Origin of the sequence: Glycomyces sp. YM15 (assembly GCF_016918015.1) — a bacterium.
Taxonomy (GTDB): Bacteria; Actinomycetota; Actinomycetes; order Mycobacteriales; family Micromonosporaceae; genus Glycomyces.
Genome location: NZ_JAERMK010000004.1, coordinates 97,176 through 121,253 on the forward strand (window position 1 = coordinate 97,176; position 24,078 = coordinate 121,253).

Below are 24,078 nucleotides of genomic sequence, written 5' to 3' on the forward strand. Positions count from 1 at the left end.
TCGCCTCTACCAGAGGTCGAACAGGCCGCCTAGGTGGTAGAGGCCGACGCCGATGGCCGCGGCGACGCCGACCGCGAGCAGCACCGGGGCCCCGGCGATGCCCAGCGCGATGCCGGCGGCGCCGGCGGCGATCGCGAGCCCGGCCCCGACGCCGACGGCTCCGGCGACCGTGCCCGGGATGTCGCCGCGCTGGTAGGCGCGGTAGCCGCTGATGCCGGAGGTGACGGCGATCCCGAGGCCGCCGACGACCAGGCCGACGGTCATGGCGCTGGCTCCGGCGACGGTCGCCCCGGGCACGGCCAGTGCGTACAGCTCGAGGCCGCCGCCGACGGTGCCGAGGGCGTCGCCGACGCCCATGGCGTAGTCGCCCTGGTAGATGTCGTTGACGAGGGCGGCGGCGGACAGGGCCGTGCCGATGCCGGTGAGGGCGCGGCCGACGCTGCCGGCGCGGCCGGGGAAGCCGCGGATGTGCTCGGGCGGGAGGGCCCCGGGCGGGATGCGGCGTCCGCGTCCGGCCTGGGTGGCGGAGGCGATGTCAGCGGAAACGGTCGCGGCGACATCGGATTCCGTGATGATGACGGCGCGCGGGTTGCGTCCGGCCAGGGCAGGGTCGGCGGCGATGGAGCTGGCGGCGTCGCGGGTGGCTGAGCGGGCGATATTGCCGACCTTGCCGAGTTGGCCGGTGGACTTGATCTGCCGGACCTCGGTGGCGGTGACGGCGTCGTGCCCGGCGGTGTTGTCGCGCCAGGGCACGCCCGCGAGCCATTCGAGGATCTGGCCGCGGCGCGAGCCGGCGACGCCCTCGTTGGGGAAGCGGAAGTTCCAGATGAAGCGTTCGGCGGCGGAGGGCACGAGGCTGCCAGCAGTACCGAGGGTGCCGGGGGTGCCTTCGCCGTCGCCTTCGCCGTCGCCCGCGCCGGTCCCGGCGCCGGAGCCCGTATCGGTTCCCGTGCCGGTGCCGGTGGTGCCGGCCCCGGTGCCCCCGTCGCCGCCGGTCCCGTCCGTTCCGGTGGCGGCCGTTCCGGTTTCCGTGCCTGTTCCGGCGCCGGTGCCGGTGCCGGTGGTCCCGGTCCCGGCGTCGCCGCCGCCATCGCCCGTGTCGTCGCCTTCCCCTGGTCCGTTGGGGAAGAGCGGTTCGGGGAACACCCACATGCCCGTCGCGGTGTCCCAGGTGGGCAGGGCACGCAGGTGCGGGAAGGACCGCTGGGCCTCGCGGAGCACGTCGGCGGGCGCGGCGTTGGGGTTGTCGAGGATGTTGGGGGCCGCACCGGGGACTTCGCCGACCTGGTGGTCCTCGGTGCCGTTGGGGTCGACCCGCCCGGAAGGGTCGTTGCCGCAGTAGGCGTAGAGGTTCGGTCCGGCGGTGGTGCCGACGGGGTCGGCGCTGATCCAGCGGCCCAGCCAAGGGGCGTAGGAGCGGGCCCCGTAATGGTAGAGGCCGGTCTCGTCATCTCTTTCCTTGCCGTGGAAGCGGTAGCGCTTGAGGCTGTGGTTCGTGCCGGGCTTCGCGGAGCGGTAGGCGGTGGAGCCGTACGGGTGGTATTCCTCGTAGGAGACGGGTGCGCCGTCCTCGTCGGTCTCCAGTGTGGCCGAACCGATGTGGTTGCCGTGCTGGTAGCGGGCGACGGGGTCGCCCACCGTCGCGCCGTCGGTCCCGGCGGTGTCGGTGACGAGGGTGTCGATCTGGACGAAGCGGCCGGTCTCGTCGGAGAGGTGGACGGTGTGCCGTTCGAGCCGCAGGACGTCGTTCATCCACTCGCGGTAGATCTCGACCATGCCGATGTAGCGGCGCTCGGTGCGCAGGCCGCCCTGACGCTGGACGACTTTGCGCAGGCGGGTGCCGCTGCCGTCGTAGCAGTAGTAGGCGGTGCCGCCGCCGCCGAGGTCGACGACGCGGGGCTGGTCGTTCTGGGTCCACTGGAGCTCGGCGAGGTGCGGGGCGGAGATGAGGTTGCCGTAGTCGTCGTAGGCGTAGTTCAGGCTGTAGGGCCCGTCGGGGTCGTCGGTGGGGACGCTGGTGGCAGTGAGGCGGTTCTGGCGGTTGAGCGCGTCGGTGTCGTGGAGGTACCGGTAGTGGCGGGTCCAGCCGCCGCCGCCGTTCGCGATGTGGCGCATGCTCTTGAGGTTGCCGAGGTCGTCGTACGCGTACTCCTGGCGGTAGAGGCGGACGGCGGCGGTGTCGTTGGGGTGCGGCAGGGGCGCGCCGACGGCGTCGCCGGGACCGGTCTGCTCGCCCGCGGCGATGCCGGCGTGCTCGCGGCCGCTGGCCTGCACGAGCTGGCCGAGGGCGTCGTGGCGGAAGCGCATCCGCGGCGATACGAACGCGCCGTTGAAGAACAGGGACTGCTGGGCGGAGTCGTCGGCTTCGACGAGGCGGCCGGCGGCCTCGTACACGAAGTGGAGGTGCTGGAGATCGACCGGGGAACCCTCGGCGGCGGTGCGGATCCCGGTGACCCTGCGGCTCAGCGGATCGTAGGTGTACTCGCTGGTGAGTCCGTTGCCGTACCGGGAGACGGTGCGTCTCCCCAGGGGGTCGTACTCCTGCCCGGCCATGTAGGTGCGGACCGGGCCAGTGCCGCCGGGTTGGGCGCGGAGTTCGGCGAGCCGCCCGGCCTCGTCGTAGCCGGGTTCGACCATGGTGCCGTCGGCGGCGGTGACGGCGAGCGGCCGACCGAGCGCGTCGTAGCCGGTCTCGGTGCTGATGGCGTCCAGTGCCGGTTCGAGCAGGGGTGCAGCGGCGGCCATGACGGCCGCGGGGTCCTCGATCCCGGCGAGGAGGGACCAGTCGGGGTCGGCCGCGTAGTCGGCGCACATGCGCCGCACGACTTCGAGCGGGGCGCCCTTGTGGTTGTAGCGCTCGGTGACGACGGCGCCCCCGGCGTCGAGGACGATGTGGATCTTGCCGACCAGGTTCCGTTCGGCCGCTTCGGGATGGGCGTCGCCGTAGACGATGCGGGTGAGGGTGGTCTCCTCCTCTCCGGGTTCGGTGCCGAAGACGGCGACGGGCCGGTGGGCGGCGTCGTGCTCGAGGCGGGTGGAGCGGCCGTGCTCGTCCCAGGCGCGGACGAGGCGGCCGATGACGTCGACCAGGTGCCAGCGACGGCCGCGCTCGGCGCTGTCGCCGCGGACCGGGTCCCCCGCGAGGTTGGCGACTCCGGCGGTGAACTCGCGGTCACGGGCGTCGAACTGCCGGGTGACGCTCCCCGTGGAGTCGGTTTCGCCGCGCATCGCGCGGAGGTCGCCGCTCCCGTTGTCCGCCAGGGAGTAGACGACGCGGCCGAACACGTCCAGGTAGGAGGCGGCGGGCGTCCCGGCGTGCTGGGCGGCCAGCCAGGCGGCGCGCTCCTGCGGGTCGGCCGGTTCGGGGCCGAGGGGGTCGGGACTGCCGCGCTCGGCGTACCAGGCGCTGTCGAGGACGGTGTCGTCCTGGTCGTGGGCGGTCACGGCCCACGGTCCGGTCTCGGTGAGCGTGAGCGTGCCGTCGGGGAAGTCGGTGCGGAAGACGCGCCCGAGCGGGTCGTAGCGGGGGATCGCGGTGACGCCGAGCTCGACCAGAGCCGCCTCGGACTCGTACTCGTGCGTGGCCGAGAAGTACGGATCGTACTGCTTGACCGGCAGCCCCTTGTTGTTGATGATGGTGCGGCCGTTGCCGACCCACCTCGGGTCGGCGTCCACTTCGGCCGCCGTCTCGGCGACGGGGTCCCATTGCAGGGCCGGACCGGGGGCGACCCGGCTCTTCGTCAGGACCAGCGAGCCCGAGCCGTCGAAGTAGGCGAAGGACTCGTGCCAGGGGGAGGCCGGGTCGCCGTGGCGCTCGCGGCGGTTGCGTCTCACCCGCACGGGTCTGCCCTCGTCGACCCATGCGAATAGGTCGTACTCCAACGTGGTGGTCGGGTCGTCGAGCGTGTCCATGCCGGGCTCACCCGGCTTCCCGAGGAGCGCGGAGGCCACCGGCACGCCGAGCGCGTCGAAGCGGACCGCGGCGCGGTTCCCGGCCGGGTCGGTCGCGGCGCGCGGGGCGAGCACCCGGTAGTCGTGCTCGATGTGGACCTCGTGCCCGATGACGTCCCGGACGGTGACGATGGCGAGGTCGTGGACGTCGCGCTCGACCTCGGTGGTCGCCCCGAACGGGTCGACCGATCCCGAGGGCAGGTAGAAGTGGTCGGCGGCGCCGGGCGCGTAGGCGGCGACCCCCGAAGGGGCCCACCAGCCCTCCTCGAAGTGCTCGTACCCGGCGGCGGTCAGCTCGCCGGCGGTGACCGACCCGTCGTAGTACCCGGCGACGAGGCCGTCGGTGAGCGTCAGCCGCCGGGTGTGGTGCTCCAGCCCGAGCGCGCCGTGGACCCCGAACGGGAGCGGCCCGGAGAGGTCGTCGGCCCGGAAGAACGCCTGGGTCCGCCCGGTCAACCGCAGCACCGGACCGCCCGTGACGTCCACGGTGCCGTCCTCGCCGACCGCCTCGAAGGGCACGAGATCGGCCGCCGCCACGTAGCCGTCCACTTCGGATGCCGTGAGGTGTCCGGCGGGCAGCCCCGCCAGCTCGAACGAGTGCGTCTCGCAGACGGTGCGCAGCCGCCGCGCGTCCGGTTCGTCGATGTCGGCGGTGTAGCCGACCACCCGGTAGCTCGCCCCGGTGCGGGCCTGCGCCGCGCGGACCGGCTGCGGCAGTGAGAGGTCGACCGCGGGGCGGCCGTAAGCCAGCGAGGCGGTACGGATCGGCACACCCAGGTCGTCGGTCTCCAGCACCAGCGAATGGGCGATCCGCGGATCCCCGGCCAGGCGGTCGTACGTGTAGGTGATCGCCTCGGTCGGCAGCAGCTGGAACACCGCGAAGCGCCTCTCGCCGAGGGGCTGGCGCAGGACGATCCCGTACGCGGCCTCGTTCACCGAATAGGGCACTGTGGCATCGGGGCCGTCGTCGAGACCATAGACCTCGGTGCGCAGCGCCGTTCCTTTGAGGGCCCGGCAGGCCTGCCGGTACTCCTCGCCGCTCAGGCCAGCGGGCAGATCCGGCTCGGGCAGCGCCTGCTCGGGCAGCACCGTGTTCTCCCAGTACTGCGCCCGGCGGGTGTGAGCGATACGCTCCCCCGCCGCCGCGGCCGCCCCGGTGTGGAACCAGGTGCGGGTGAGCACGGGCGGCTGGTGCAGGTCCGCGTCCCCCGTGTTCGAACCCTCCGGCAGGACCTCGAACGCCTCGGTGTCGACCGTCTCCACCCGGCCGAAACCGCGGAACTCCCGCTCCACCGGGTCGAAGTAGCCGTCGTGGTAGCTGGTCGTGCCGGTGAACACGGTCTCGCGGATCCGGTCGGTGCGGATCACGCGGTGGGCGCATGAGACCGGGAACGGTAGCTTTCCCGGCCACGGCCGCCCGGCCTGCTCGTCGGCCTGCGCGAAGTAGGTGGAGGGCTTGTACTCGACGCGGACCTCGCCGCCTGTCCCGTTCTCGTACGCGGTGAGCAGATGCGGGCGGCCCGCGCTCATGAGGTCCACGTAGCGCATCGCCGCGGCGGTGCCGTGCGGGAGGGACGTGGACCAGACCAGGCAGCCGGTGCCGGTGCCGCGCAGGTCGACCAGGCCCACCCTGCGCCGGTTGTCGGTGCCGGGCACACCGGGGAGGAGCACGCGGGGGGAGGCCCAGGAGTCCCCGGAGCGGTTGGTGTACAGGCGGACCCCATCGTCGGCGAGGTACACGAGGTCCGTGCGGCCGTTGCCGTCCACGTCGCCGAGGAGGACCCGGCGGGGATCGAAGCGGTCGGGCGGGTCGAACCACGGCGAATCGCCCATGTGGACGGCGGGACCGAAGCGGCCGTAGCCGAGGTTGGGCCGGAAGGCCACCGAGCCGTTCGCGATCCGCACCAGGTCGGGAAGCCCGTCCCCGGTCATGTCGGCGAGCTGGACGGCCACGGTCGCCGTCGCCTCCAGGAGCGAAGGCCGTTGGAGCTCCGGGCCGTCGAGCGGGCGGGGTGCGCCGAAGCCCGCGGCGCCCCGGCCCTCGCACCAGAGGCCTCCGGCGGGATCGGCGATGAGCAGGTCCGCGAGCCCGTCGCCGGTGAGGTCTGCGAGATGGAGGTCGGGAGTGCGGAGGTCGATGTTCGGGTACTCGGCGAAGGGCGAGAACGCCCCCCAGCCGCCGGACTCGTCGCGGGCGGCGCTGCCGGGAACGGGGGCGTCGATGCGGACCAGGTCGGGAAGGCCCGAGCCGTCGAGATCGATCAGGAGGTCGCCCCCGGGATCGTGCACCCCGCCGCTGGGGTGGGCGGCGACCGGGTTCGCGGCGGTGAAGGCCACGTCGTCGTCGGTGAGGGGGCTGCGGTTGCGCAGGTAGTACCAGGCGCCAGAGCGCGAGGCGAGGACGCCCGCGACGCCGTCGCCGTCGAGGTCGACCCACGTGTAGTCGACGAGATCGATGCCGGCCGGGAGGTTCTCGGCGCGGACCTCGCGGACCGTCGGGTCGATCTCGGCGGGCGCGTAGTGGAGGGTGAGCGGCGGGGTCTCGGCGCGCAGGTACGTGCCATCTTCGCGCACATAGCCGCAGGTGCGGACCGAGTCGAGGCGCGAGTCGCCGCTGAGGGGGTCGGTGTCGTAGGCGAAGTCGACGGAGCCGGTGAGGACGGGCTCGTCGCCGAGTTCGGGGATCTCGTGGAACATGAGGGCGCGGCGTCCGAGCCGGTGGGTGCGGACCTCGAAGCCGGGGCGGCAGGTGCGGTACGGGTCCGGGCGGGCGGGCCAGGGCCGGTCGGCCTCGATCCCGGGGGCGTCGGGGTCGTGGTCGCCGTAGTCGAGGACGAGCGTGAACAGCCAGGCGACGGGCCGGGACGCGGGGCCCGGAACGGGGAGGTACGGGACGGTGTTGCCGTAGCGGACGCGCTTGAGATGCCTTGCGGCGGTTCGCGACTGCTCGGTCCGTCCGGCTTCGCAGACGGCGCCGGTGTCGACACCGACGGAGTCCTCGGCGGCGTACTCGTAGGCGACCGCGTTGCCTTTGTCGTCGTGGCTGAAACTGATGAGCCAGCCGAAGATCCGGGACGGGTCGGCGGGGTCGGCGATGCGGCTCTCGGGGCCTTCGCCGAACCAGGCGGTGTTGTTGTCGTCCGAGAGGGTGCGCCATTTGCAGTCGGCGCGGTCGGCGGTGGCGGTCCAGCGCTCGATGCGGGTGAGGCCGGTGTCGACGCGGGGCCGGAAGCGCTCGACGCGGTACTCGGTCCCGGCGACGGTGCGGAGGGTCGCGGGGGCGGCGTCGGGCACGAGGTCGTCGCCGCCGCCGAGGAACACGTCGGCGTCCTCGTACTTCGGCAGTCCGCGGTCGGTGCGGCGACTGATCTGCGGGACGGGGAGGTCCCAGCCGTATCCGAAGAGCCCTGCGCGGGCGCCGGAATCGTAGCCGACGGCCATGGAGGGCGCGCCGCGCCCGGCACTGAAAGGCAGCGGGATCGACATTGAGGCCGAGCCGGTGACGGGGTTGGTCTGGAAGGTCTCGCCGAGCCGGGCGGGCGGGTTGCCGACGGCGGGCAGCGCCGGGGCGGCCGTCGCTCCGGGCGCCGGCGCAGGCTCATGCCCGGGCCGCTCGGACCCCGCTCCACCACCCCAATGTGCATCCACGATCGCGGCTCCCTTGCGGCAGAAAGGCGAAGAAAGGCACCTGTGCCAGCGCCTGACTACGGAGCGTAGACCGAACGCGACACCAGCACAATTGACCGGAAGTACTAATTCGAGTGCAGCACTTGGAAACTGATCCTGCTAGAATCCGTCGCCATTCAATAGCACATGAGGCTCAACGCAAGCGCAAAATAGACACAAGTGCACTCCCACGTAAGACCGTGCGCCAATGGCACTTTCGCCACTCGCGAAGTGGATCAGAGTCGGCGATTCCCACCACCGGCACAACCTCCCGCAAATGCGGTCCGAAGCGGATAACCGTCCCATCCGAGGAATGCGCACACCCTGTCCACGGCACTGCGGGCGCAGTGCTGATCGGCATGCTGGGGATCGGCTCGGCAGAACTCAGCCTCGTCGCGGACGGGGTGCCGGTGTGGGCCGCGCTGGTTTCCCGACATTGAGGAGGAGGCTTCCAAACTGCGGGGGCTGTGGGTCGAGTTCCGCGGGGAGGACTGGGGCGCGGGCGGACAGGGCAAATAGCGGACTGGCCGCGCCCTCCCCGTGGCATCCGGCCGCTGAATGGCCGGATGCCACGGGAAGATCTATGGCGCGCAGGACTAAGTCCTCGACGATCGATCAGAAGTACTGGTAGTACCAGCCATCGGGATCCTTAAAGCACGGTGTGGTGTCGTATCCCATGGACTCGGCCGCCCTCCGGTCAGTATTGCAGTAGTCCCATCTGGGGAAGGGCCCCTCGAACGCTTGGATGCTCACGGTGCCGTCGGTTCCCGCGGGCTCACTGGCAACAGCCGGTGCCGCCGAGAGCGCGCTGCCCCCCAGCACGAGACCAGCGGCGATCGCGATGGTGGAAACTGCGCGCGTCAGGCGCCGCCCCCTCGGCCGATCGGGCCGAAGCCGAGTCGTAATGGTAGCCATGGTGCCTCCTAAGAGTTGAGGAACCGAAGTGCTCACATGAAGACCACATCGGTTCATTCTGATAGACCGCTCTGACCGCAAGCGGGCCGCTTTCGGGATCAGTCTGGCGATGGATGGCGGCCTTTAACAGGCGGAGCACCGGCAGAACAGAGGCAGGAATACCAAGTGCATGAATTGTTCACCTTGTGCGCCAAGGGCTATGAAGGCCTCGACCACGGCCTGGTGGCCACGCCGTTCAGTGGGAAGGGGAAGCCGGTGTTGATACAGACTCATTGTTCACTGCGTTTCGGCCCAGGTTGCCAGGGCTTGATCAAGTTCCCTGAGGGTCTGGCTGGTTGCTGATGCCCAGGATGGGGAGGGCTCGTTCGGGTTCTTCTCGGATTGCTCTGGTGGACCTTGCGGGAATCGAACCAGTGGCCCGCAATGGACCGGGGGCCAGGAGCCATCCCGGTTCTGCTGAAAACTTCGGCACGTATTTGGCACGGTCCTGCCGGATTTTACCAAAGTTAGCCGGACCTAACCGGATCACATCGGACAGTTAGGGTGACATCACTAGTGCAGGTAGATAGGCGTTCCTGCAGGTAAGGGTTGCATTCTTTGGTTACGAGGCTGGGGTCCCCAAACGGGGTGCGCTACCAAGCTGCGCCACGTCCCGAACACCGCCGCAAAGCGGCCTCAGCCAGGGTACAGCACTACCGCCTCAAAACGCCGCCAGGTATTCCCGCAGTTGCAGACGTCGCTCGGGGGCTGTACCACCAACTGACCTGCGCAAACCGGCCATCATGACGCTGCAGACAGGTCGATGCTGTACAAGCGGCCATCGATACCGAACTCGACGCTCTCAGCGGGTTCGCTGCCGTCGAGATCATCGGTCAACAGGATCATGGCGAGATTGCAGCGCCCGCCGTACGGATCCGATTCGCACCAGGTGATCCAGTAGCTCGGCCTCGTGCTCGTTCCGCCCCGTCTGCAGAGCTTGACGTTCTGATCGGAGGTTCCGACCAGGGTCGCGGACGCCGGGACGGCTCCGCACTCCTGCAGGCAGCAGGCGGCATTCGTCTGCCCTCGCATGAGCGGCGCGACACCCGTGTCCCAACGCTTCGGTCGATGTGTTCGATCCCTGCATGTTCCACGTGACGATGTTCAACGGTCGACTCCTTTCAAGGAGATCAGATGGGCGGGGCCGCCCAGATCGGGCGGCCCCGCCCGCATCGCGGGAGTGCGGCCAGCAACTCCCCCAACGGTGTTAAGGCTCGTTCGGCGGGTAGGACGGCACACCTCCCATCACGTACGCCACCTGCTGCTCGATCGGGATCGTGCCGCTCGGCTCGGGTGAGCCGAAGGTGACGGTGACCGAGCCGTCGCTGGAGCTCGTGTCCACCTTGTTCACCGAGTAGTTCGCCGAGGCCGAACCGACCCGGAACAGTCCGAACAGGTCCACCGACGCCGTCGCGCCGACCTTCATGTCGCTGGTGACCTTGCTGGCGTTGCCGCCCTTGAAGGTCATCGACATCTCCGGTTGGCGGGAAACGACGAAGGTCTTCAGGCGCGAGAGCTTCCCGCCCTCCCCGAACAGTTCGTCCACGTTGAACTCGCTGCTGTGGAGCTGGTACCCGGTCGCGTCCTTCCCGGTCTTCGATGCGATCTCGCCGAGCATCTGCTCGTCGTACCAGCCCACCGTGCCGTCGGGCGCCAGGGCCGTGGGTGCCGAACTGATGATCGTGACGCCCTTGTACTTGAGGTCGATCGTGACGGTGGACGAGCTCGACGTGTAGGTCGACAGGTCGTAGGACGAGGACGCGCCGAAGTTGATGCCCACGGCGTCCATGACCGGGACCGAGAACCCCACCTTGCCCCCCACGCTGAGGTCGGTCGACTTCGAGGAGAAGTTCGACAGCTCCAGGTGGAGCGACACGGCGTTGCTGTCGGTCTGGAGCTGCCCGAGGAGCTGGTTCGCGCTGGGCAGCTTGTCGGGTGTGTAGCCGACGTAGAACTGGCCGGGGCCGATCTCCTCGCCGCCGTTGGCCGCGCTCGCCTTCATGATGTTGGCTCGGGCGGCTTTGAGCCGGTCGGTGGCCTCGAAATACTTGCGGTGCAGCAGGATGCTGTTCGCCGCCACCTCCTTGTAGCTCGCGATGGCGCTGTAGAGCGCACTGAGCGAGTCGGGCAGGTTCTCAAAGGAACCGTATCTCGCCAGGAGCTGGTCGAAGACGTCCTGGAGCTTCCCGCCCAGCGGCAGCGGGTTGGTGTAGGTGCCCCCGGCATTGGTGAACTCGGTCAGGATCGACGCGATCTGCGCCGAGGCGGCCGTGTCCTCCTTGTTCATCGTCTCCTGGTCGGCCTTGGAGAAGCCGAAGATGGTCGCCCCCAGGATGTTGCGGTAGAGCGTCGAGAAGCGGTCGGTGCCGATCTGGAGCTGGCCGCTGCTGGAGGTTCCCAGCAGCGAATCGAGGTCCTGGAGCGTCGCCGCGTTGTAGTACGCGTTGGGACCGTATGTGATCCCGTAGTTGAAGCCGGCCGGGTAGGACACGGTGCTGAACTTGCCGTCCAGCTTGGTGCCGAGGAACTCGCCGATCTTGCCCTGGAGCTCGTCGGAGAAGGCCTGCTGCGCGGCGGTGGGGGGGGGGGGGCCCGCCCCCCCCCCCCCCCCCCCGCGGGGGGGGGGGGGCGGGGGGCGGCCGGGGGGGGGGGGGGGGGGGCGGGCGCCCCCCCCCCCCCCCCCGACGCCGCGGAGGGTCGCATTCCCGGTGCGGCTCAGGTTCTCGTACAGGTAGGAGCAATTTTCCCAACGAGTCGCCTGGCTCGCCGGGAATCTGCTCTTGAAGACCATGAAGGCCGCCTGCTTCGCCCTTTCGTCGTCAACGGCCCAGACCGTCGTCTCGCAGGAATCGGAGCGGTAGCTCACCCTGACAAAGTACTTGTCCATGATGTTCCTCCTTCTCGGATGGGCGACCGAACCATGATGTTCGATCGCGTTCCATCCAGAATCCGCAGCCACACCGGCTTGCGAGGCCGCTCGCGGATTCCCGTCCGAAGCCGATACGACAGCCGCATTTCGTGATTCTTATTATTGAAATATGCCCAATGATGTTGTCCCACAGGAGATCACGGACTGGCGTTCACGATTGGACGAGCTTTTCTCTACGGTGGCGGGGTTGTTCGGGAGAGTCGAATTGCGACGAAGAGCCAGGTCCTATCTGGTCGGCCTTTTGGCGCCGGTGGAGCGCAAGAACGGCTGGCAGCTCGCCGAGGCCGCCGGCGACGCGACGCCCGCACAGGTGCAGCACTTCCTGAGCCGGGCCGTGTGGTCGGCCGATGCGCTGCGCGACGCCCTCCGGGCCTACGCCGCGGCGAACCTGGCGAGCCCGAGCGGGGCGCTGGTGATCGACGAGGTCGACTTCGTCAAACGCGGCCCGGCCTCGGTCGGCGTGCACCGGCAGTACTCGCGTGAGGCGGGCAGGGTCGAGAACTGCCAGGTCGGAGTGTTCCTGGCCTATGTCGGCGAGCGCGGCGAGGTGCTGATCGACCGGGAGCTGTACGTGCCCGCCTCGTGGATCGAGGACCCCGAGCGCTGCGCGGCTGCGGGAGTCCCCGCCGAGCGGGTGGACCTCGGGGCACTGGAGAAACCGCGCCTGGCCGAGGCGATGATCGCCCGCGCGGTGGCCGCCGGAGTCGAGGCCGGGTGGGTGGCCGCGGACGCGACGTACGGACGCGACAGCGATTTCCTGGCGTTCCTGGCCGCGCGCCGCCTCTCGTACGTGGTCGAGGTGCCGCTCACGCAGACGGTGCCGGAGCTGGAGGAGGGCGGGCGCGTCGACGCCCTGGTGGGCGGGGCTCCCGCCTCGGCCTGGCACCGGCTCGCGGCGGGCACGGGCGGGCGGGAGCGACGCGAGTACGACTGGGCATGGGCGACCCTGCCCGCCCTGGTCGGCCTGCCCGCCGGGTTCGTCCGCACGCTGCTCGCGCGGCGCTCGGTCGAGCGCCCGGCCGAGGTCGTCTACTACCTGTGCTTTCACTCCGATGCTTTGGCGCGCAAGGACATCGTTCGCACTGCGGACACTCGGCCAGCCACAGCGGCGTGCTTCCGGGCCGCGAAAGTCGAATGCGGACTCGACCACTACCAGGTCCGCAAGTGGGAGGGCTGGTACCGGCACGTGACCTTGGCGATGCTGGCCTACGCCTTCGTCGTCGTGACCGCGGCGTCCGGGACGGGGGTCGATGCGGACCTGAACGGCGATTCCCCGGTCGTCCAGGCGGTCCGCTGGCGTTGAGCGAACCGCCCCGGAGGCGATGGTAACGAAATACGACTGTCGTGCCGTCGGAAACGGGCCTTTCGGCCCCGGCGGGCGCCTGGGTCGCGGTTCACGTGCCCTTTCCGTCGGTGTCCGGCGAAGTGGCAGGTGACCGTTTCAGGGGGTGCTACGGGGGCCTGGTCACCGGGAGCACGCTCACCATCCCGCGCTGCCGACCGGCCTTGACAGGGCGTGCTCGGTCTGGGAGTCGAGGGCGGCAGTGGGTTCGTCGAAGAGGACGAGCGGCGGGTCCTTTCGCATGCGGCCGCGGCCGATCGCGAGCTTCTGCCATTGGCCGCCGGAGAGGTCGGTGCCGTCGTCCCAGCGCGCCGAGACGCGTGTCGAGTCCGGCGGCGCCTTGGCGCGGTCGAAGCGGCTGGCCGCCGGGGCGGCTTGCGTTGTACGGTACGTTCGCCGGGAAGGGGTGGCGATGGCTGGTGCGCGTGAGGGCTCGGGGGCTGGATCGCAGATCGGGTTGAGTCGGGCGCGGGTGCTGCGCGGTGCCGTGGCGATCGCGGACGAGCGCGGGCTGGCGGCGCTGACGATGCGGAGCCTGGCCGAGTCGCTGGGTGTCGAGGCGATGTCGCTCTACCACCATGTCGCCAACAAGGATGCGGTGCTCGACGGACTGGTCGAGGTCGTCATGGCCGAGATCGAGGAGGCCGTGGCGGGTCTGGATGCGCCTGCGCCCGAAGACGACTGGCAGCGGGCGATGCGAATGCGCGTGCTCGCCGCCCGCGGGGTGCTGGTGCGGCATCCTTGGGCGCCGAGGGTGTTCGAGACGCGGGCCGGGACGAGTCTGGCGGTGGCGCGGTACTTCGACGGGGTGCTCGGGCTGATGCGGCGCGGCGGTTTCAGCTACGAGCTGGGGCATCGCGCCTTGCACGCCTTGGGGAGTCGGGCGCTGGGCTTCTCGCAGGAGCTGTTCGAGCCCGACGGTATCGAGGCTCCCGAGGCGGCGATAGCGGCGATAGCCGAGGAGGTGCCGCACCTGGTGGCGATGATCGCGGACGCGTCTCATGGCGGCGCGTTGCTCGGCTGGTGCGACTACCAGGCCGAGTTCGAGTTCGGTCTGGATCTGATCCTGGACGGCCTGGAGCGGCTGCGCGCCGCCGGTTAGGCCGTTCTTCCCTGCTCACACTGATAGGTTCGGCCCTTGACAGGCTTACGATGTAAGTCTATGTTGACTTACAACGTAAGATTGTGGAGGAGGCGGCCGTGAGAGCCATCGTCCAGGAGCGCTACGGGCCACCCGTGGAAGTGCTCAGACTCAAGGAGATCGACCGGCCGACGCCCGGTCCTGAAGAGGTGCTCGTCCGCGTACGGGCCAGCAGCGTCAACACCCCTGACTGGATCGCCGTCACCGGCGTCCCCTACGCGCTGCGCCTCCAAGTCGGCAGACTGCCCTCGAACGTGGTGCGCGGCAGCGATGTCGCCGGGACCGTCGAGGCGCTCGGCGCGGGCGTCACGGATCTCGCCGTAGGCGACGCGGTGTTCGGGTCGCTGTGGACGAGCCGGTTCGTGACGGCCGGGACGTTCGCCGAATTCGTCGTTGCGCCCGCCGCCCAGCTCGCGCCGATCCCCTCCGGCGTGGCATTCGAGGAAGCGGCCGCTTCAGTGATGTCGGGAGTGACCGCCCTGTGCGCCATGCGGGACACCGTGAAAATCCGAAATGGAATCAAAGTCCTCGTGAACGGCGCTTCCGGCGGCGTGGGGACGTTCGCCGTGCAATTGGCCGCGCATTTCGGCGCCGAAGTGACCGGCGTATGCGGTCCCGGCAATGTCGAGATGGTCCGCGGACTCGGTGCGCGCCATGTCATCGACTACACCAGTAGCGATTTCACACAGGGAAGCGAGCGCTATGACGTCATTCTCGACAACGTCCTGAACCACCCGCCGCGCCGCACGGCCCGGGCGCTGGCCCCAGGCGGCGTGCTCATCCCCAACAGCGTCGGGAACAGCGGCGGGTTGCTCGCCGGGCTCGGCCGGATGGCCGGCGCGAAGCTGCTCGGGATGACCCGGCGGGCCGACGTGCGGTTCTCCCCCTCGGAGGCGGCCCGCGAGAACCTCACGGCCATAGGCGAACTGCTCGCCTCGGGCGAGATCAAGGCGGTCATCGACCGCGCCTATCCCCTGGAGGAGACACCGGAGGCCGTGGCGCACATGTTCGGCCACCACGCCCGCGGCAACATCGTGATCACCGTGGATTGACCCCCGGACACCATGAAAGCCGCTGTCCTTCGATGAAGGGCAGCGGCTTCGTGTTTAAGAGCTGTGGAGGCTAGAGCGCGCGCAGGTTAGCGGCCTGCGGACCCTTGTTGCCCTGCTCGATGTCGAACTCGACGCGCTGGTTCTCTTCGAGCGACTTGTAGCCGTTGCCGGTGATCGCGGAGAAGTGAACGAAGATGTCGGGGCCGTCGCCCTCCGGAGCGATGAAGCCGAAGCCCTTCTCCGAGTTGAACCACTTAACGGTGCCTTGCGCCATGCTGAAATATCCTTGGTGTTGATGCTCAGACCGACGGTTTCGCAATCCGGGTTTTCACGCCCCGATCTTCAGCCGCCATAGGGTCTGATATTGCCGCCATTGCTGGCGCTTCACCACTCCGGTTCGCATTGCTTTGAACCGAGGTGACCCCTGGACACTACATCACCGCCGCCTCATTGCACCCGGCCAGCGCGGAAATTATTCTCGCATTTGGCCGTTTGTCCGGTAATGTCCCAGGATTTTGCGCAGATTGGTGCCCAAGGTCATGTGCGGCGGGGGCCGTTCCCGGGCGCGGCGACGATGCTGACTACCGGTGAGGAGCGTCTCGATCGCGCGGGCGACGCCGTCGTCGTCGTTCGATCCGCAACGGTCCGTGGCGGCCTCGACGGCCTCGGGGTGGGCGCCCGCGACGGCGAAGGAACGGCCCGCCCAGCGCAGCATCGGCACGTCGTTGGGCATGTCTCCGAAAGCGGCCACCTCGGCGGGATCGATGCCGCGAGCGGCGCACCAGGCGGCGAGCGCGGTGGATTTGGAGACGTCGGCGGCGGTGATCTCCAACAGGCCTTCGCCGCCCGAGTGGGAGACGTGCACGCCCGGGAGGGCGATGTCGCGGGCGGCGGCGAGCATCGCGTCGGCACGGCCGTCCGCGTCGTGGACGAGCAGTTTCACGATCTGGGCGGCGGTGGTGAAGATCTGGTCGAAGGCGTCGACGAAGACGCGCCGGTCGCCGACGCTGTCCACTTTGCGGTAGCCGGGTTCGGCGACGACCTCGAATCCCGTCTCGACCGCGGCCTTGACGCCGGGGAGGGCGGCGCGGAGTGCCTTCGCCGCGGCCGCAGCGGTTTCCGGTTCGAGCGTGCGGGTCGTCTCGGTTTCGCGGCGGGAGAGGGAGTAGACGATGGCGCCGTTGGAGCAGATCGCGGCGTCGAGGGAGGCGGCGAGGTCGGGCCACGCGTCGAAGACCCGGGGCGGGCGGGCCGTCACCGCGAGCACGGCGACGCTCTGGGCTCGTGCGGCTTGCAGCGCAAGGCGGGAGCGTTCGGTGAGGACGCCGCCGGAGGCGAGGAGGGTGCCGTCCAGATCCGTGGCGATGACGCGGGGTCGGTTCACCGGGCCAGTCTCGCAGGGCGCGTGCGAGCGCCGGGCCCGATCGCCTGGCGGGGCGATCGGGCCCACTCGGGTTACGGGCGGTTGTCTTCGGGCCGGGCCCGGTCGCCGTCGCGCTTGAGCGGCAGCGGCTCCGCGGTGCCGAGGCGCTGGCGCAGTTCGGAGAGGCCCTTCAGGGTGATGCGCAGTTGCGGTGCGTCCAGGAGGAGTTCGCCGGTGCGCGGGTGGTGATGGGACTGCGGGATCTCGGTGAGCCAGCCGGCGTCGACGGCGGACTGGCGGGCGCGCCAGGCGCGGTCGCGGCGTTGGCGGTACGCCCAGTGGAGGTCTTCGAGCGTCCTGAACAGACGGTTCTGGCCGAGGGCGATGGCCGGGTCGCGGGAGAGGATCTTCGCCGCGTCAGCGGCGGAGAACGTGCCGCGCGCGGACGCGAGGCGGTGCCAGGACTCGGCGGCGGGCGCGAGCGCCTCCAGGTGCGATTCGGCGGTGTCGGCGCGGTCGGCCTCTTCCAGGACCATGAGGGCGAGATCGCGGTTCGTGAGACCGCGGGGGTAGCGGCGGTCGGTGCGCGGGCTTGGGGTGACGTTCATGCATCCACTCCGTTCGTCGTGCTCTAGGTACGACTCTAGACGGGGGGTACGACATTTCCGTCTCGCCGCGAACCGGCGGATCCACAGGTCAGCGGCCGAATCTCCGGTAGTTCAGAGGGTCGCCAGATAGGACTCGAGGGTCGCCGCGTAGGCGGCCGGGTTCTCGTTCCAGGACGCGGTGTGGCCGGAGGCGGTCTCCATGACGGTGGTCTGCGCGGGGTCGAGCAGGTCGGCGAAGTCGAGGGTCGCGGTGTGCTCGACCGTCTCGTCCGCGGTGTCCACGAAGACCAGGATCGGGAGGTCGAAGTCGTCGGCGAAGTTCCGCTGGTCGAGGTCGTCCAGGTCGATGTCCGCCCGGAACTCGACGATCCGCTTGGCGGCCCAGGTGATCGGGGCGATGACGTCCCGGTCGGCGGCCTGCATGTCGAGGGTGGAGTTCCAGTCCATGACGGGCGAGTCGAAGACGAGGCCCTTGACGACCGAAGGGTCGTCGAGGTGGCGGTAGGCGGTGGCGACGACGGCGCCGCCCATGGACCAGCCGTGGAGGATCACGGACTTCGCGCCGCCTGCGATCGCGTAGTCGACGGCGGCGATCACGTCCTCGCTCTCGTACGCGCCGAGGCTGTGCCTCCCGTTGGGGGCCTGGGGCGCGCCTTCGTCGTTGCGGTAGGTCACGGCGAGCACGGGATGGCCGTGGTCGGCGTAGATCCCGATGCCGCGGAGGGTCTCGGCCGGGGCGGCGTTGCGGCCGTGGACGGTGATGACCCAGGTGTCGCTGTTGTCGGAGGCGCTGTCGTTCGGGACGTACCAGGCGGGCATGTCCCCCAGTCCGGTCGGGACCTGGACGTCCTCGAAGGCGAGCCCGAGGCCGGTCTTCGGGTCGTCGCGGAAGGTCCACTTGTCGATGCGGGCCCGCGTGCCCTTGGCGAGGTCGCCGAAGAGGACTGCGTCGATCGCGCGGGTCACCGTCCGGTCGTTGCTGTCGAGGACCTCGCCGAGCACCGCTTGGCCGTCCTCCCACTGGAGTCCCCAGGTGCCGGGTTGGGAGGAGGCCTTGGTGAGCGGGAAGGTCACGGTGGCGTCGTCGACGGCGAGGACTTCGAGCTCGTACGGGTCGTCTTCGTGGACGACGTTGATGACTTCGCCGGAGAAGTACCAGCCCGCCCCGCCGATCCCGCCCACGGCGAGGACCAGGAGCACGCTGAGCACGATGACGACCGGGCGCAGCCAGCGCCGCTTGCGGGCGGGGGCCTCAGTGTCCAGGGGAGTCTTCACAACGCGTCCTATGCGGTCGTCGGGAGGAGGTGACCGCTCGATCTTAGTGCGCGGCGTCCCGCGCGGCCTCGGACGCCGGTGCTAGTCCTCCAGGGTGAGGAGGCGCTCGCGGGCGTCGGCCGCGGCCGCGGCGTGGTCGTCGATCCGGGCCCACGGGTCGGTCTTGCGGGCGAGGCGCCTGCGGATGGACGCGGGTCCCTGGCCGTTCGGGGTCGAGCGGCCGAGCTCGTCCCAGTCCAGTGGCGTGGCCACCGGGGCGCCGGGGCGGGCGCGGAGCGAGTACGGGCAGACGAACGTCTGGCCGTAGGCGTTCCGGTTGCAGTCCAGGAAGATCCGAACGCCCCGCCGCTGCTTGCGTTGCGCGGTGGTGAGGTGGTCGGGGTCGGCGGCCGCGAGTCGGTCGGCGAGTTCGGAGGCGAGGTCGCGCACGAGGTCGAAGTCGGCGGAGCGGTCGAGCGGTGCGACCACGTGGAAGCCGCGGCCGCCCGTGGCCTGCACGAACGGTGTCAAGCCGACGTCGGCGTACAGGTCGCGGGCCCGGCGGGCGACGTCCCTCAACGTCGCCACCGGGGTGTCGTCGGGCGGATCGAGGTCGATGACGAGCCGGTCGGGGTTATCCGGCTTGTCGACAGTGGAGGTCCACACGTGGAATTCGATGGCGGCCTGGTTCGCGAGGTAGACGAGGTGGGCCTCGTCGTCGCACACGACGTAGTCGACCGTCCCGCCCTCGGCCCGCATCGTCTCGGTGCGGACCCAGTCGGGGAAGTAGTCCGACGCGTGCTTCTGGAAGAACCCGGAGTCCTCGATGCCGTCGGGGAAGCGGCGCAGCGTCAGCGGCCGGTCGGCCAGGTGCGGGAGCATCGCGTCCGCGACCGCCCGGCAGTGCTCGACGATGTCGCCCTTGGTGACGTGATCGCTCGGGTACAGCTCCTTCTCGATCCTGGAGAGCTCGAGGTCGTGGCCGTCGATGTGCAGGGTCTGCGTCGCCATGCGCGGGAGGTACCCGCGGCGGGACGCGCGGAAACCGTCACGCCGGGAGGGTGAGCGTGTTGCGCCAGCCGCCCTCGGGCGTGGCGGTCCAGGTCAGGGTGCCGCCGAGGAGGGCCGCGCGCTGGTGGAGGCCCAGGAGGCCGTGTCGGGAGCTCGGCAGCGGCACGGTGGGGCGGGTGGGCGCGGTGCTGGTGATCGTGACGGTGACGCCGCCGCCCTCGTGGACGAGTGCGACCTCGGCGCTCGCGCCAGGGGCGTGCTTGCGGACGTTCGTCAGCGACTCCTGCACGGTGCGGTAGATCGCGCGTTCGGCCGGCGGGCCGAGCTCCGGGTGCGGGCCGATGCGCAGGGTCGCCTCGATGCCGCTGCCGGCGACCAGGTCCGCGAGCTGAGCGAGCGTCGGCTGCGGGGCGAGCTCGGTGGGGCCGGAGCCGCCCGCTCGCAGCACGTTCACCATGTGCCGCAGCTCGTCGAGGGTGCGCACGCTCAGTTTGCGGATCGTCCCGGCCGCCTCCTTCGCCTCCGCGTCGGTGGTGCTCACCTGGAGCGCGCCCGCGCGGACCGCGATCAGGCTGACCTGGTGCGACACGACGTCGTGCATCTCGCGGGCGAGCTGCGCGCGTTCCTCGGCGAGGACCTTCTGGGTGGCCATGAGCTGCTCGTGCTCGCGCGCCTCGGTGATCTCCGCGAGCCGCGCCGAGAGTTCGTGCCGGATCTGCACGAACTGCCCGAGGAACGCCGCCGCCGCGGCCGGGGCCAGCGCGTACGCGGCGTCCGCGAGGAGCCACGAGGAGACCGGAAAGTCCGCGATGCGGGTGCCGACCGGCCAGATCATGCAGATCGCGAGCACCACGGTGCAGGCCGCTAGCAGTCGGCGCCGGTGGGTGCGGGACGCGAGCGTGAACAGCGCGATGAGCGGGGCCGCGGCCGGGCCCATGAAGTACGCGGTCGGCAGCGTCAGCAGGAACACCGCCAGAGGCCAGCGGCGGCGCAGCAGGAGCGCGATGACGCCCGCGCCCATGAACCACAAGTCCCAGGTCGTCTCGCCCCACCAGAAGACGAACCAGACGTCGAAGGCGCTCACCGCGACGAGCAGCACATCGGTCATCCAGGGGCGCCACCAGCGCCGCAACCGGTTCACCGGCGGTCCCGCAGGAGCCCGGCGCGTTCGGCGGCGAGGGCGGCCTGGACGCGGCCGGAGACCTCGAGTTTCGTGAGGATCGCGCTCACGTGGTCCTTCACGGTGCCCACGCCGAGGTAGAGCCGGGCGGCGATCTCGCCGTTCGAGAGGCCGTCCGCGAGGAGCACGAGGATCTCGCGTTCGCGGGCGCTCAGGCGATCGACGAGGCCGCCGGTCGGCGCGCGCCCGGCGAGGTAGCCGTCGACGACGGTGGAGGTGACCTTCGGGGAGAGGACCACGCCGTCGGAGGCGAGCGTGCGCACCTGGAGGGCGAGGTGCTCGGGGTCGGTGTCCTTGAGGAGGAACCCGGCCGCGCCCATGCGCAGGGCGGCGGCCACGTACTCGTCGGTGTCGAAGGTGGTGAGCATGGCGACCACGGGCGGCCTGGGGAGGGCGCGGAGGCGTTCGAGCACGGTGAGACCGTCCACGTCGGGCATGCGGATGTCGAGCAGCACCACGTCCGGATGGAGGCGCCCGACCTCGGCGAGGGCCCGGCGGCCCGAGACGGCGGCGACCACCTCGATGTCGCCCGCGGCGTTCAGGATGTGCTGGAAGCCGGTGCGGATGAGGGCCTCGTCATCGACGACCAGTACCCGGATCATGTACGGCCTCCTCTCGTTCGTCGCTGTGACGATTGGTAGCACGTTCACGCCGCTTCCCGCCTCCCAGGAAGCGGCCGTTGTGGGCAAGACCCGCCGATCGACGGGTGCGTTCCGGCCGGACGGCGGATCGGTTGCCGCCCGGCGGCGGGCAGGGACCCGCGCATCGCCGGATGGGAACGGGCCGCGGACCGCCGCACGCTGGCGTCATGACCAACATCATCGAGTTCAAGCCGCGCGCGGTCGCGGCCGAACCGGAGGAGCCGCCCGCCCGGGACGCGTCCCTCGGCCGCATCGTCGGCCTCGACGCCGCCCGTGCCCTCGCCGTGTTCGGCATGTACTACTCGCACGTCGGGCCGTGGGCGGAAGCGTCGGGCACGTGGAAGAGCTTCCTCATGGAGATCCCCCACGGGCGCTCCTCGGCGCTGTTCGCGACCCTCGCCGGGCTCTCGCTCGTCCTCATCGCGGGCGGGAGCCGCCCGAAGACGGGTCGGCCCATGCGCCAGGCGGTCGTGCGCATCGCCATCCGCTCGGTCCTGCTGCTGGCGCTCGGCTCGTGGCTGGTCGCGATGGGCACCTCGATCGTGGTGATCCTCGCGTACTACGGGCTGTTCTTCCTGCTCGCGCTGCCGTTCATCAAGCTGCGGGCGCGGACGCTCGCGATCCTCGCGGTCGTCGTCGGCATCGTCGGGCCGATGATCATCCAATGGGCGTGGTCGTCCGACACCTCGTGGATGGGGGCGATCGACGCGAAGGACCCGCTCGCGATGTGGAGCGGTGAAGGTGTGACCTCGCTCCTGGTCAACGGCACCTACCCGGGCATCGCGTGGATGGCGTACATGTTCGCGGGCATGGCGATCGGCAAGCTCGACCTCACGAAGCTCGCGATCCAGTTGCGGCTGTTGATCATCGGTCCGGCGCTGGCGTTGCTCGGCTACGGCGGGGCGTGGCTGGTCGGGAAGTTCCTGCCCTCGGCGGAGGCCGCGGGCACCTCGGCTTCGGACGCGAGCTGGAAGGCCTTCGACCAGGCCATGTCGCAGGCGCTGGAGGGCACGGACTCCGAGAACTGGACCAAGGAGGAGTGGAAGGCCTTCGACGCGGAGCACGCCTCGATCTGGGAGCTGGCGCCCGACGACAAGTTCACGAGCGGCGGCGGCTTCGACTGGACGAGCCTGGTGGCGGCGAGCCCGCACTCGAACATGCCGTTCGAACTGGCCGGGAACATCGGCGTCGCGTTCACGGTCATCGCCGGGCTCGTGTTCCTCCTGGGACGTTTCGGGAAACTGCGGTTCTGGCTCGCGCCGCTCATCGCGGTCGGATCGATGTCGCTCACGGCCTACGTCGCCCACATCGCGGCGGTCTGGTACCTGATCGACCACCCGGCCAACGAGGTCGGCTACGCGACCGGCTGGAGGATGTGGGCGGTCTTCGTCGTGGCCATGCTCGTCTTCGCGCCCATCTGGAAGCGATTCCTCAAGCGCGGCCCGCTCGAATACCCCATGCACTGGGCGACCCTGCCCGCCAAGCTCGTCAAATAAGACCGCACACCGCGAGAACGGGCGGACCGGCGCGAACTGGGGGTTCCGCGCCGGTCCGCCGCCCTCCGACGCTCGCCGCCTACCGATCCGCTGTTCTGGTCGCGGCGGTGATGAAGTCGGTCAGGGCGGCGGTCGGTCGCCCTGTTCTCGGCCAGGCCAGGGCGACCGTGCTCGCGGCGACGCCGGTGACCGGGCGGTAGGCGATGTCCGGTCTCGCGTAATAGCGGGCGGCGCTTTCCGGTGCGAGGGCGATGCCGTCGCCGTTCGCGATGGCGGTCAGCCAGTCGTCCGGTTGCTCGGTGATCGCGCCGATCTTCACCGGATGGCCGCCTCGCGCCTCCGCGCCGATCCAGTGGTCGCGGAAGGCGCCCGTCGCGGCCGGGGCCGCAATGAACGGTTCGTCGAGCAAAGCGGCGAACGCGAACGTTTGCTCTTGCGTCAGCGCATGATTCGCCGCCATCGCCACGCAGCGCGGCTCGGTCAGCAGTTCCAGCAGGTGGAAGTCCTCCTGGTTCGGGAACGGCACCCGCATGAACGCGGCCTCCACTTCGCCCGAGGCCAGCGCCGCGGCCGGTGCGCCCCAGCTCGCCTGGCGCAGTTCCACCCGCCAGTCGGGCCTCCGTTCGCGGAAGGCCGCGATGATCGGCTGGGTCTTCTCGTTGGCGGCACTGGCGAGGAAGCCGATTCGGAGCACTTTGGACGCTTCGGATTCGGCGGTGCGCACGGCGCGTTCGGCCCGGTCCCAGGCGTCGAGGACCGCGTCGATCGATTCGGCTAGCGCCGCACCGGGTCCGGTGAGGGCCATGCCGGATTTGGAGCGCTCGAAGAGGGTCGCGCCGAGTTGGTCTTCGAGTTGGCGGATCTGCTTGGTCAGCGCCGGTTGCGAGAGGTAGAGGCGTGTCGCGGCCTTCGTGAGGGTGCCTTCCTCCGCGACGGCTCGGAAGTAGCGGAGGAGCCTGGTGTCCACATCCATAACCGCAGGTTATCGATGCATGTATTGGTCGGCGTGCGCGGAGCGTCGGAGACTGGAGGGGTCAACCGGAACCGTTTCAGGAGCCGCCGTCATGGTCATCGCGCTCGTCACCGTCACTCTCGTCAACGTCCTGCTCAACGCGATCGAGTCCGTCGCGAACTTCATGAGGGCCGATTGGGTGAAAGCGAACTCGCACGCCGTCGGGGTCCCGGATTCGCGGCTGCCGTTCCTCGGGTTCGTGAAGGGCGCCGCCGCGGTGGGGCTCGCGGTCGGCTTGCTCTGGCGGCCGTTGGGGATCGCGGCGGCGGCGGGGCTCGTGGTGTTCTTCGTCCTGGCGACGGCGCTCCACATTCGGCACCGGGCCTTCCACAACTGCTATGGGCCGTTGCTGTTCCTGGCGCTGAGCGTCGCCGTGCTCTGGCTGATGATCGTCGCCTGAGCGCGCGGGCGGGGGGGGGGGGGCCCCCCCCGCCCCCCCCCCGGGGGGGGGGGGGGGGGGGGGGGGTTTGGTCCCCCG

General features: G+C 70.3%; 17 protein-coding genes. 5 read left to right on the plus strand and 12 right to left on the minus strand.

Going from position 1 to position 24,078, the window contains the following annotated elements:
• Nucleotides 1–6: 6 nt before the first annotated feature.
• The 3 genes from JHY01_RS06150 to JHY01_RS06160 all read right to left on the minus strand — a co-directional run bounded on the left by JHY01_RS06150 (nt 7) and on the right by JHY01_RS06160 (nt 11,062).
• The gene (locus JHY01_RS06150) at nt 7–7,599 is read right to left on the minus strand and encodes a SpvB/TcaC N-terminal domain-containing protein (RefSeq protein WP_205324731.1); all 7,593 of its coding nucleotides are present in this window, start codon (nt 7,597–7,599) and stop codon (nt 7–9) included.
• A 1,713-nt stretch (nt 7,600–9,312) separates the two neighbouring features.
• Nucleotides 9,313–9,417 carry a histone-like nucleoid-structuring protein Lsr2 gene (locus JHY01_RS06155; protein WP_205324732.1) on the minus strand — a complete coding sequence of 35 codons (105 nt, stop codon included), beginning with the start codon at nt 9,415–9,417 and terminating at the stop codon, nt 9,313–9,315.
• Between the two features lie 361 nt (nt 9,418–9,778).
• Entirely contained in the window at nt 9,779–11,062 is a 1,284-nt protein-coding gene (locus JHY01_RS06160) for a hypothetical protein (protein WP_205324733.1), read from the minus strand.
• Between the two features lie 547 nt (nt 11,063–11,609).
• On the opposite strand from JHY01_RS06160, the gene JHY01_RS06165 reads away from it, so the two are divergent.
• Nucleotides 11,610–12,803 carry an IS701 family transposase gene (locus JHY01_RS06165; RefSeq protein ID WP_275889691.1) on the plus strand — a complete coding sequence of 398 codons (1,194 nt, stop codon included), beginning with the start codon at nt 11,610–11,612 and terminating at the stop codon, nt 12,801–12,803.
• A 177-nt stretch (nt 12,804–12,980) separates the two neighbouring features.
• Here the strand turns inward: JHY01_RS06165 and JHY01_RS27620 are convergent, their stop codons facing one another.
• On the minus strand, nt 12,981–13,370 hold the full coding sequence (locus tag JHY01_RS27620) for an ATP-binding cassette domain-containing protein (RefSeq protein WP_374199504.1): 390 nt from the start codon (nt 13,368–13,370) through the stop codon (nt 12,981–12,983).
• On the opposite strand from JHY01_RS27620, the gene JHY01_RS06170 reads away from it, so the two are divergent.
• Nucleotides 13,255–13,944 carry a TetR/AcrR family transcriptional regulator C-terminal domain-containing protein gene (locus JHY01_RS06170; protein WP_205324735.1) on the plus strand — a complete coding sequence of 230 codons (690 nt, stop codon included), beginning with the start codon at nt 13,255–13,257 and terminating at the stop codon, nt 13,942–13,944. The two genes, JHY01_RS27620 and JHY01_RS06170, sit on opposite strands and share 116 nt — an antisense overlap.
• Nucleotides 13,945–14,042: 98 nt before the next feature.
• Nucleotides 14,043–15,035, plus strand: coding sequence for an NAD(P)-dependent alcohol dehydrogenase (locus JHY01_RS27625; protein WP_205324736.1), 993 nt, complete (start codon nt 14,043–14,045; stop codon nt 15,033–15,035).
• Between the two features lie 70 nt (nt 15,036–15,105).
• Here the strand turns inward: JHY01_RS27625 and JHY01_RS06180 are convergent, their stop codons facing one another.
• From JHY01_RS06180 to JHY01_RS06210, 7 genes are all read right to left on the minus strand, one after another.
• Nucleotides 15,106–15,309, minus strand: coding sequence for a cold-shock protein (locus JHY01_RS06180; protein ID WP_205324737.1), 204 nt, complete (start codon nt 15,307–15,309; stop codon nt 15,106–15,108).
• Nucleotides 15,310–15,507: 198 nt separating this feature from the next.
• The gene (locus JHY01_RS06185) at nt 15,508–16,419 is read right to left on the minus strand and encodes an HAD family hydrolase (RefSeq protein WP_205324738.1); all 912 of its coding nucleotides are present in this window, start codon (nt 16,417–16,419) and stop codon (nt 15,508–15,510) included.
• A 71-nt stretch (nt 16,420–16,490) separates the two neighbouring features.
• The gene (locus JHY01_RS06190; RefSeq protein ID WP_205324739.1) at nt 16,491–17,006 is read right to left on the minus strand and encodes a phage antirepressor KilAC domain-containing protein; all 516 of its coding nucleotides are present in this window, start codon (nt 17,004–17,006) and stop codon (nt 16,491–16,493) included.
• 111 nt (nt 17,007–17,117) lie between these two features.
• Nucleotides 17,118–18,281, minus strand: coding sequence for a S9 family peptidase (locus JHY01_RS27630; protein WP_205324740.1), 1,164 nt, complete (start codon nt 18,279–18,281; stop codon nt 17,118–17,120).
• Between the two features lie 81 nt (nt 18,282–18,362).
• On the minus strand, nt 18,363–19,271 hold the full coding sequence (gene ligD / locus JHY01_RS06200) for a non-homologous end-joining DNA ligase (RefSeq protein ID WP_205324741.1): 909 nt from the start codon (nt 19,269–19,271) through the stop codon (nt 18,363–18,365).
• A 37-nt stretch (nt 19,272–19,308) separates the two neighbouring features.
• Complete coding sequence (locus JHY01_RS06205) at nt 19,309–20,379, minus strand: sensor histidine kinase (RefSeq protein WP_205324742.1); 1,071 nt, start codon at nt 20,377–20,379, stop codon at nt 19,309–19,311.
• A gap of 29 nt (nt 20,380–20,408) precedes the next feature.
• Nucleotides 20,409–21,053: a response regulator transcription factor gene (locus tag JHY01_RS06210; RefSeq protein ID WP_205324743.1), complete on the minus strand. Its 645-nt coding sequence runs from the start codon at nt 21,051–21,053 to the stop codon at nt 20,409–20,411.
• Between the two features lie 206 nt (nt 21,054–21,259).
• On the opposite strand from JHY01_RS06210, the gene JHY01_RS06215 reads away from it, so the two are divergent.
• The gene (locus tag JHY01_RS06215; protein ID WP_205324744.1) at nt 21,260–22,588 is read left to right on the plus strand and encodes a DUF418 domain-containing protein; all 1,329 of its coding nucleotides are present in this window, start codon (nt 21,260–21,262) and stop codon (nt 22,586–22,588) included.
• Nucleotides 22,589–22,667: 79 nt separating this feature from the next.
• Here JHY01_RS06215 and JHY01_RS06220 read toward each other — a convergent pair whose 3' ends face one another.
• Nucleotides 22,668–23,561, minus strand: a complete 894-nt coding sequence (locus JHY01_RS06220; RefSeq protein WP_205324745.1) for a LysR family transcriptional regulator — start codon at nt 23,559–23,561, stop codon at nt 22,668–22,670.
• Between the two features lie 91 nt (nt 23,562–23,652).
• Between JHY01_RS06220 and JHY01_RS06225 the strand changes: the two genes are divergently transcribed.
• A complete protein-coding gene (locus JHY01_RS06225) occupies nt 23,653–24,000 on the plus strand; it encodes a DoxX family protein (protein WP_205324746.1) in 348 nt (115 codons plus the stop codon).
• The last annotated feature ends 78 nt before the right edge of the window (nt 24,001–24,078 follow it).

What these genes read in the sequence shown, in the direction of transcription:
- JHY01_RS06155 (WP_205324732.1), bottom strand. Translation starts at nt 9,417, where the DNA reads ATGATCCTGTTGACCGATGATCTCGACGGCAGCGAACCCGCTGAGAGC.
- JHY01_RS06165 (WP_275889691.1), top strand. Translation starts at nt 11,610, where the DNA reads ATGCCCAATGATGTTGTCCCACAGGAGATCACGGACTGGCGTTCACGA.
- JHY01_RS06170 (WP_205324735.1), top strand. Translation starts at nt 13,255, where the DNA reads ATGGCTGGTGCGCGTGAGGGCTCGGGGGCTGGATCGCAGATCGGGTTG.
- JHY01_RS06180 (WP_205324737.1), bottom strand. Translation starts at nt 15,309, where the DNA reads ATGGCGCAAGGCACCGTTAAGTGGTTCAACTCGGAGAAGGGCTTCGGC.
- JHY01_RS06190 (WP_205324739.1), bottom strand. Translation starts at nt 17,006, where the DNA reads ATGAACGTCACCCCAAGCCCGCGCACCGACCGCCGCTACCCCCGCGGT.
- ligD (WP_205324741.1), bottom strand. Translation starts at nt 19,271, where the DNA reads ATGGCGACGCAGACCCTGCACATCGACGGCCACGACCTCGAGCTCTCC.
- JHY01_RS06205 (WP_205324742.1), bottom strand. Translation starts at nt 20,379, where the DNA reads ATGACCGATGTGCTGCTCGTCGCGGTGAGCGCCTTCGACGTCTGGTTC.
- JHY01_RS06210 (WP_205324743.1), bottom strand. Translation starts at nt 21,053, where the DNA reads ATGATCCGGGTACTGGTCGTCGATGACGAGGCCCTCATCCGCACCGGC.
- JHY01_RS06215 (WP_205324744.1), top strand. Translation starts at nt 21,260, where the DNA reads ATGACCAACATCATCGAGTTCAAGCCGCGCGCGGTCGCGGCCGAACCG.
- JHY01_RS06220 (WP_205324745.1), bottom strand. Translation starts at nt 23,561, where the DNA reads ATGGATGTGGACACCAGGCTCCTCCGCTACTTCCGAGCCGTCGCGGAG.
- JHY01_RS06225 (WP_205324746.1), top strand. Translation starts at nt 23,653, where the DNA reads ATGGTCATCGCGCTCGTCACCGTCACTCTCGTCAACGTCCTGCTCAAC.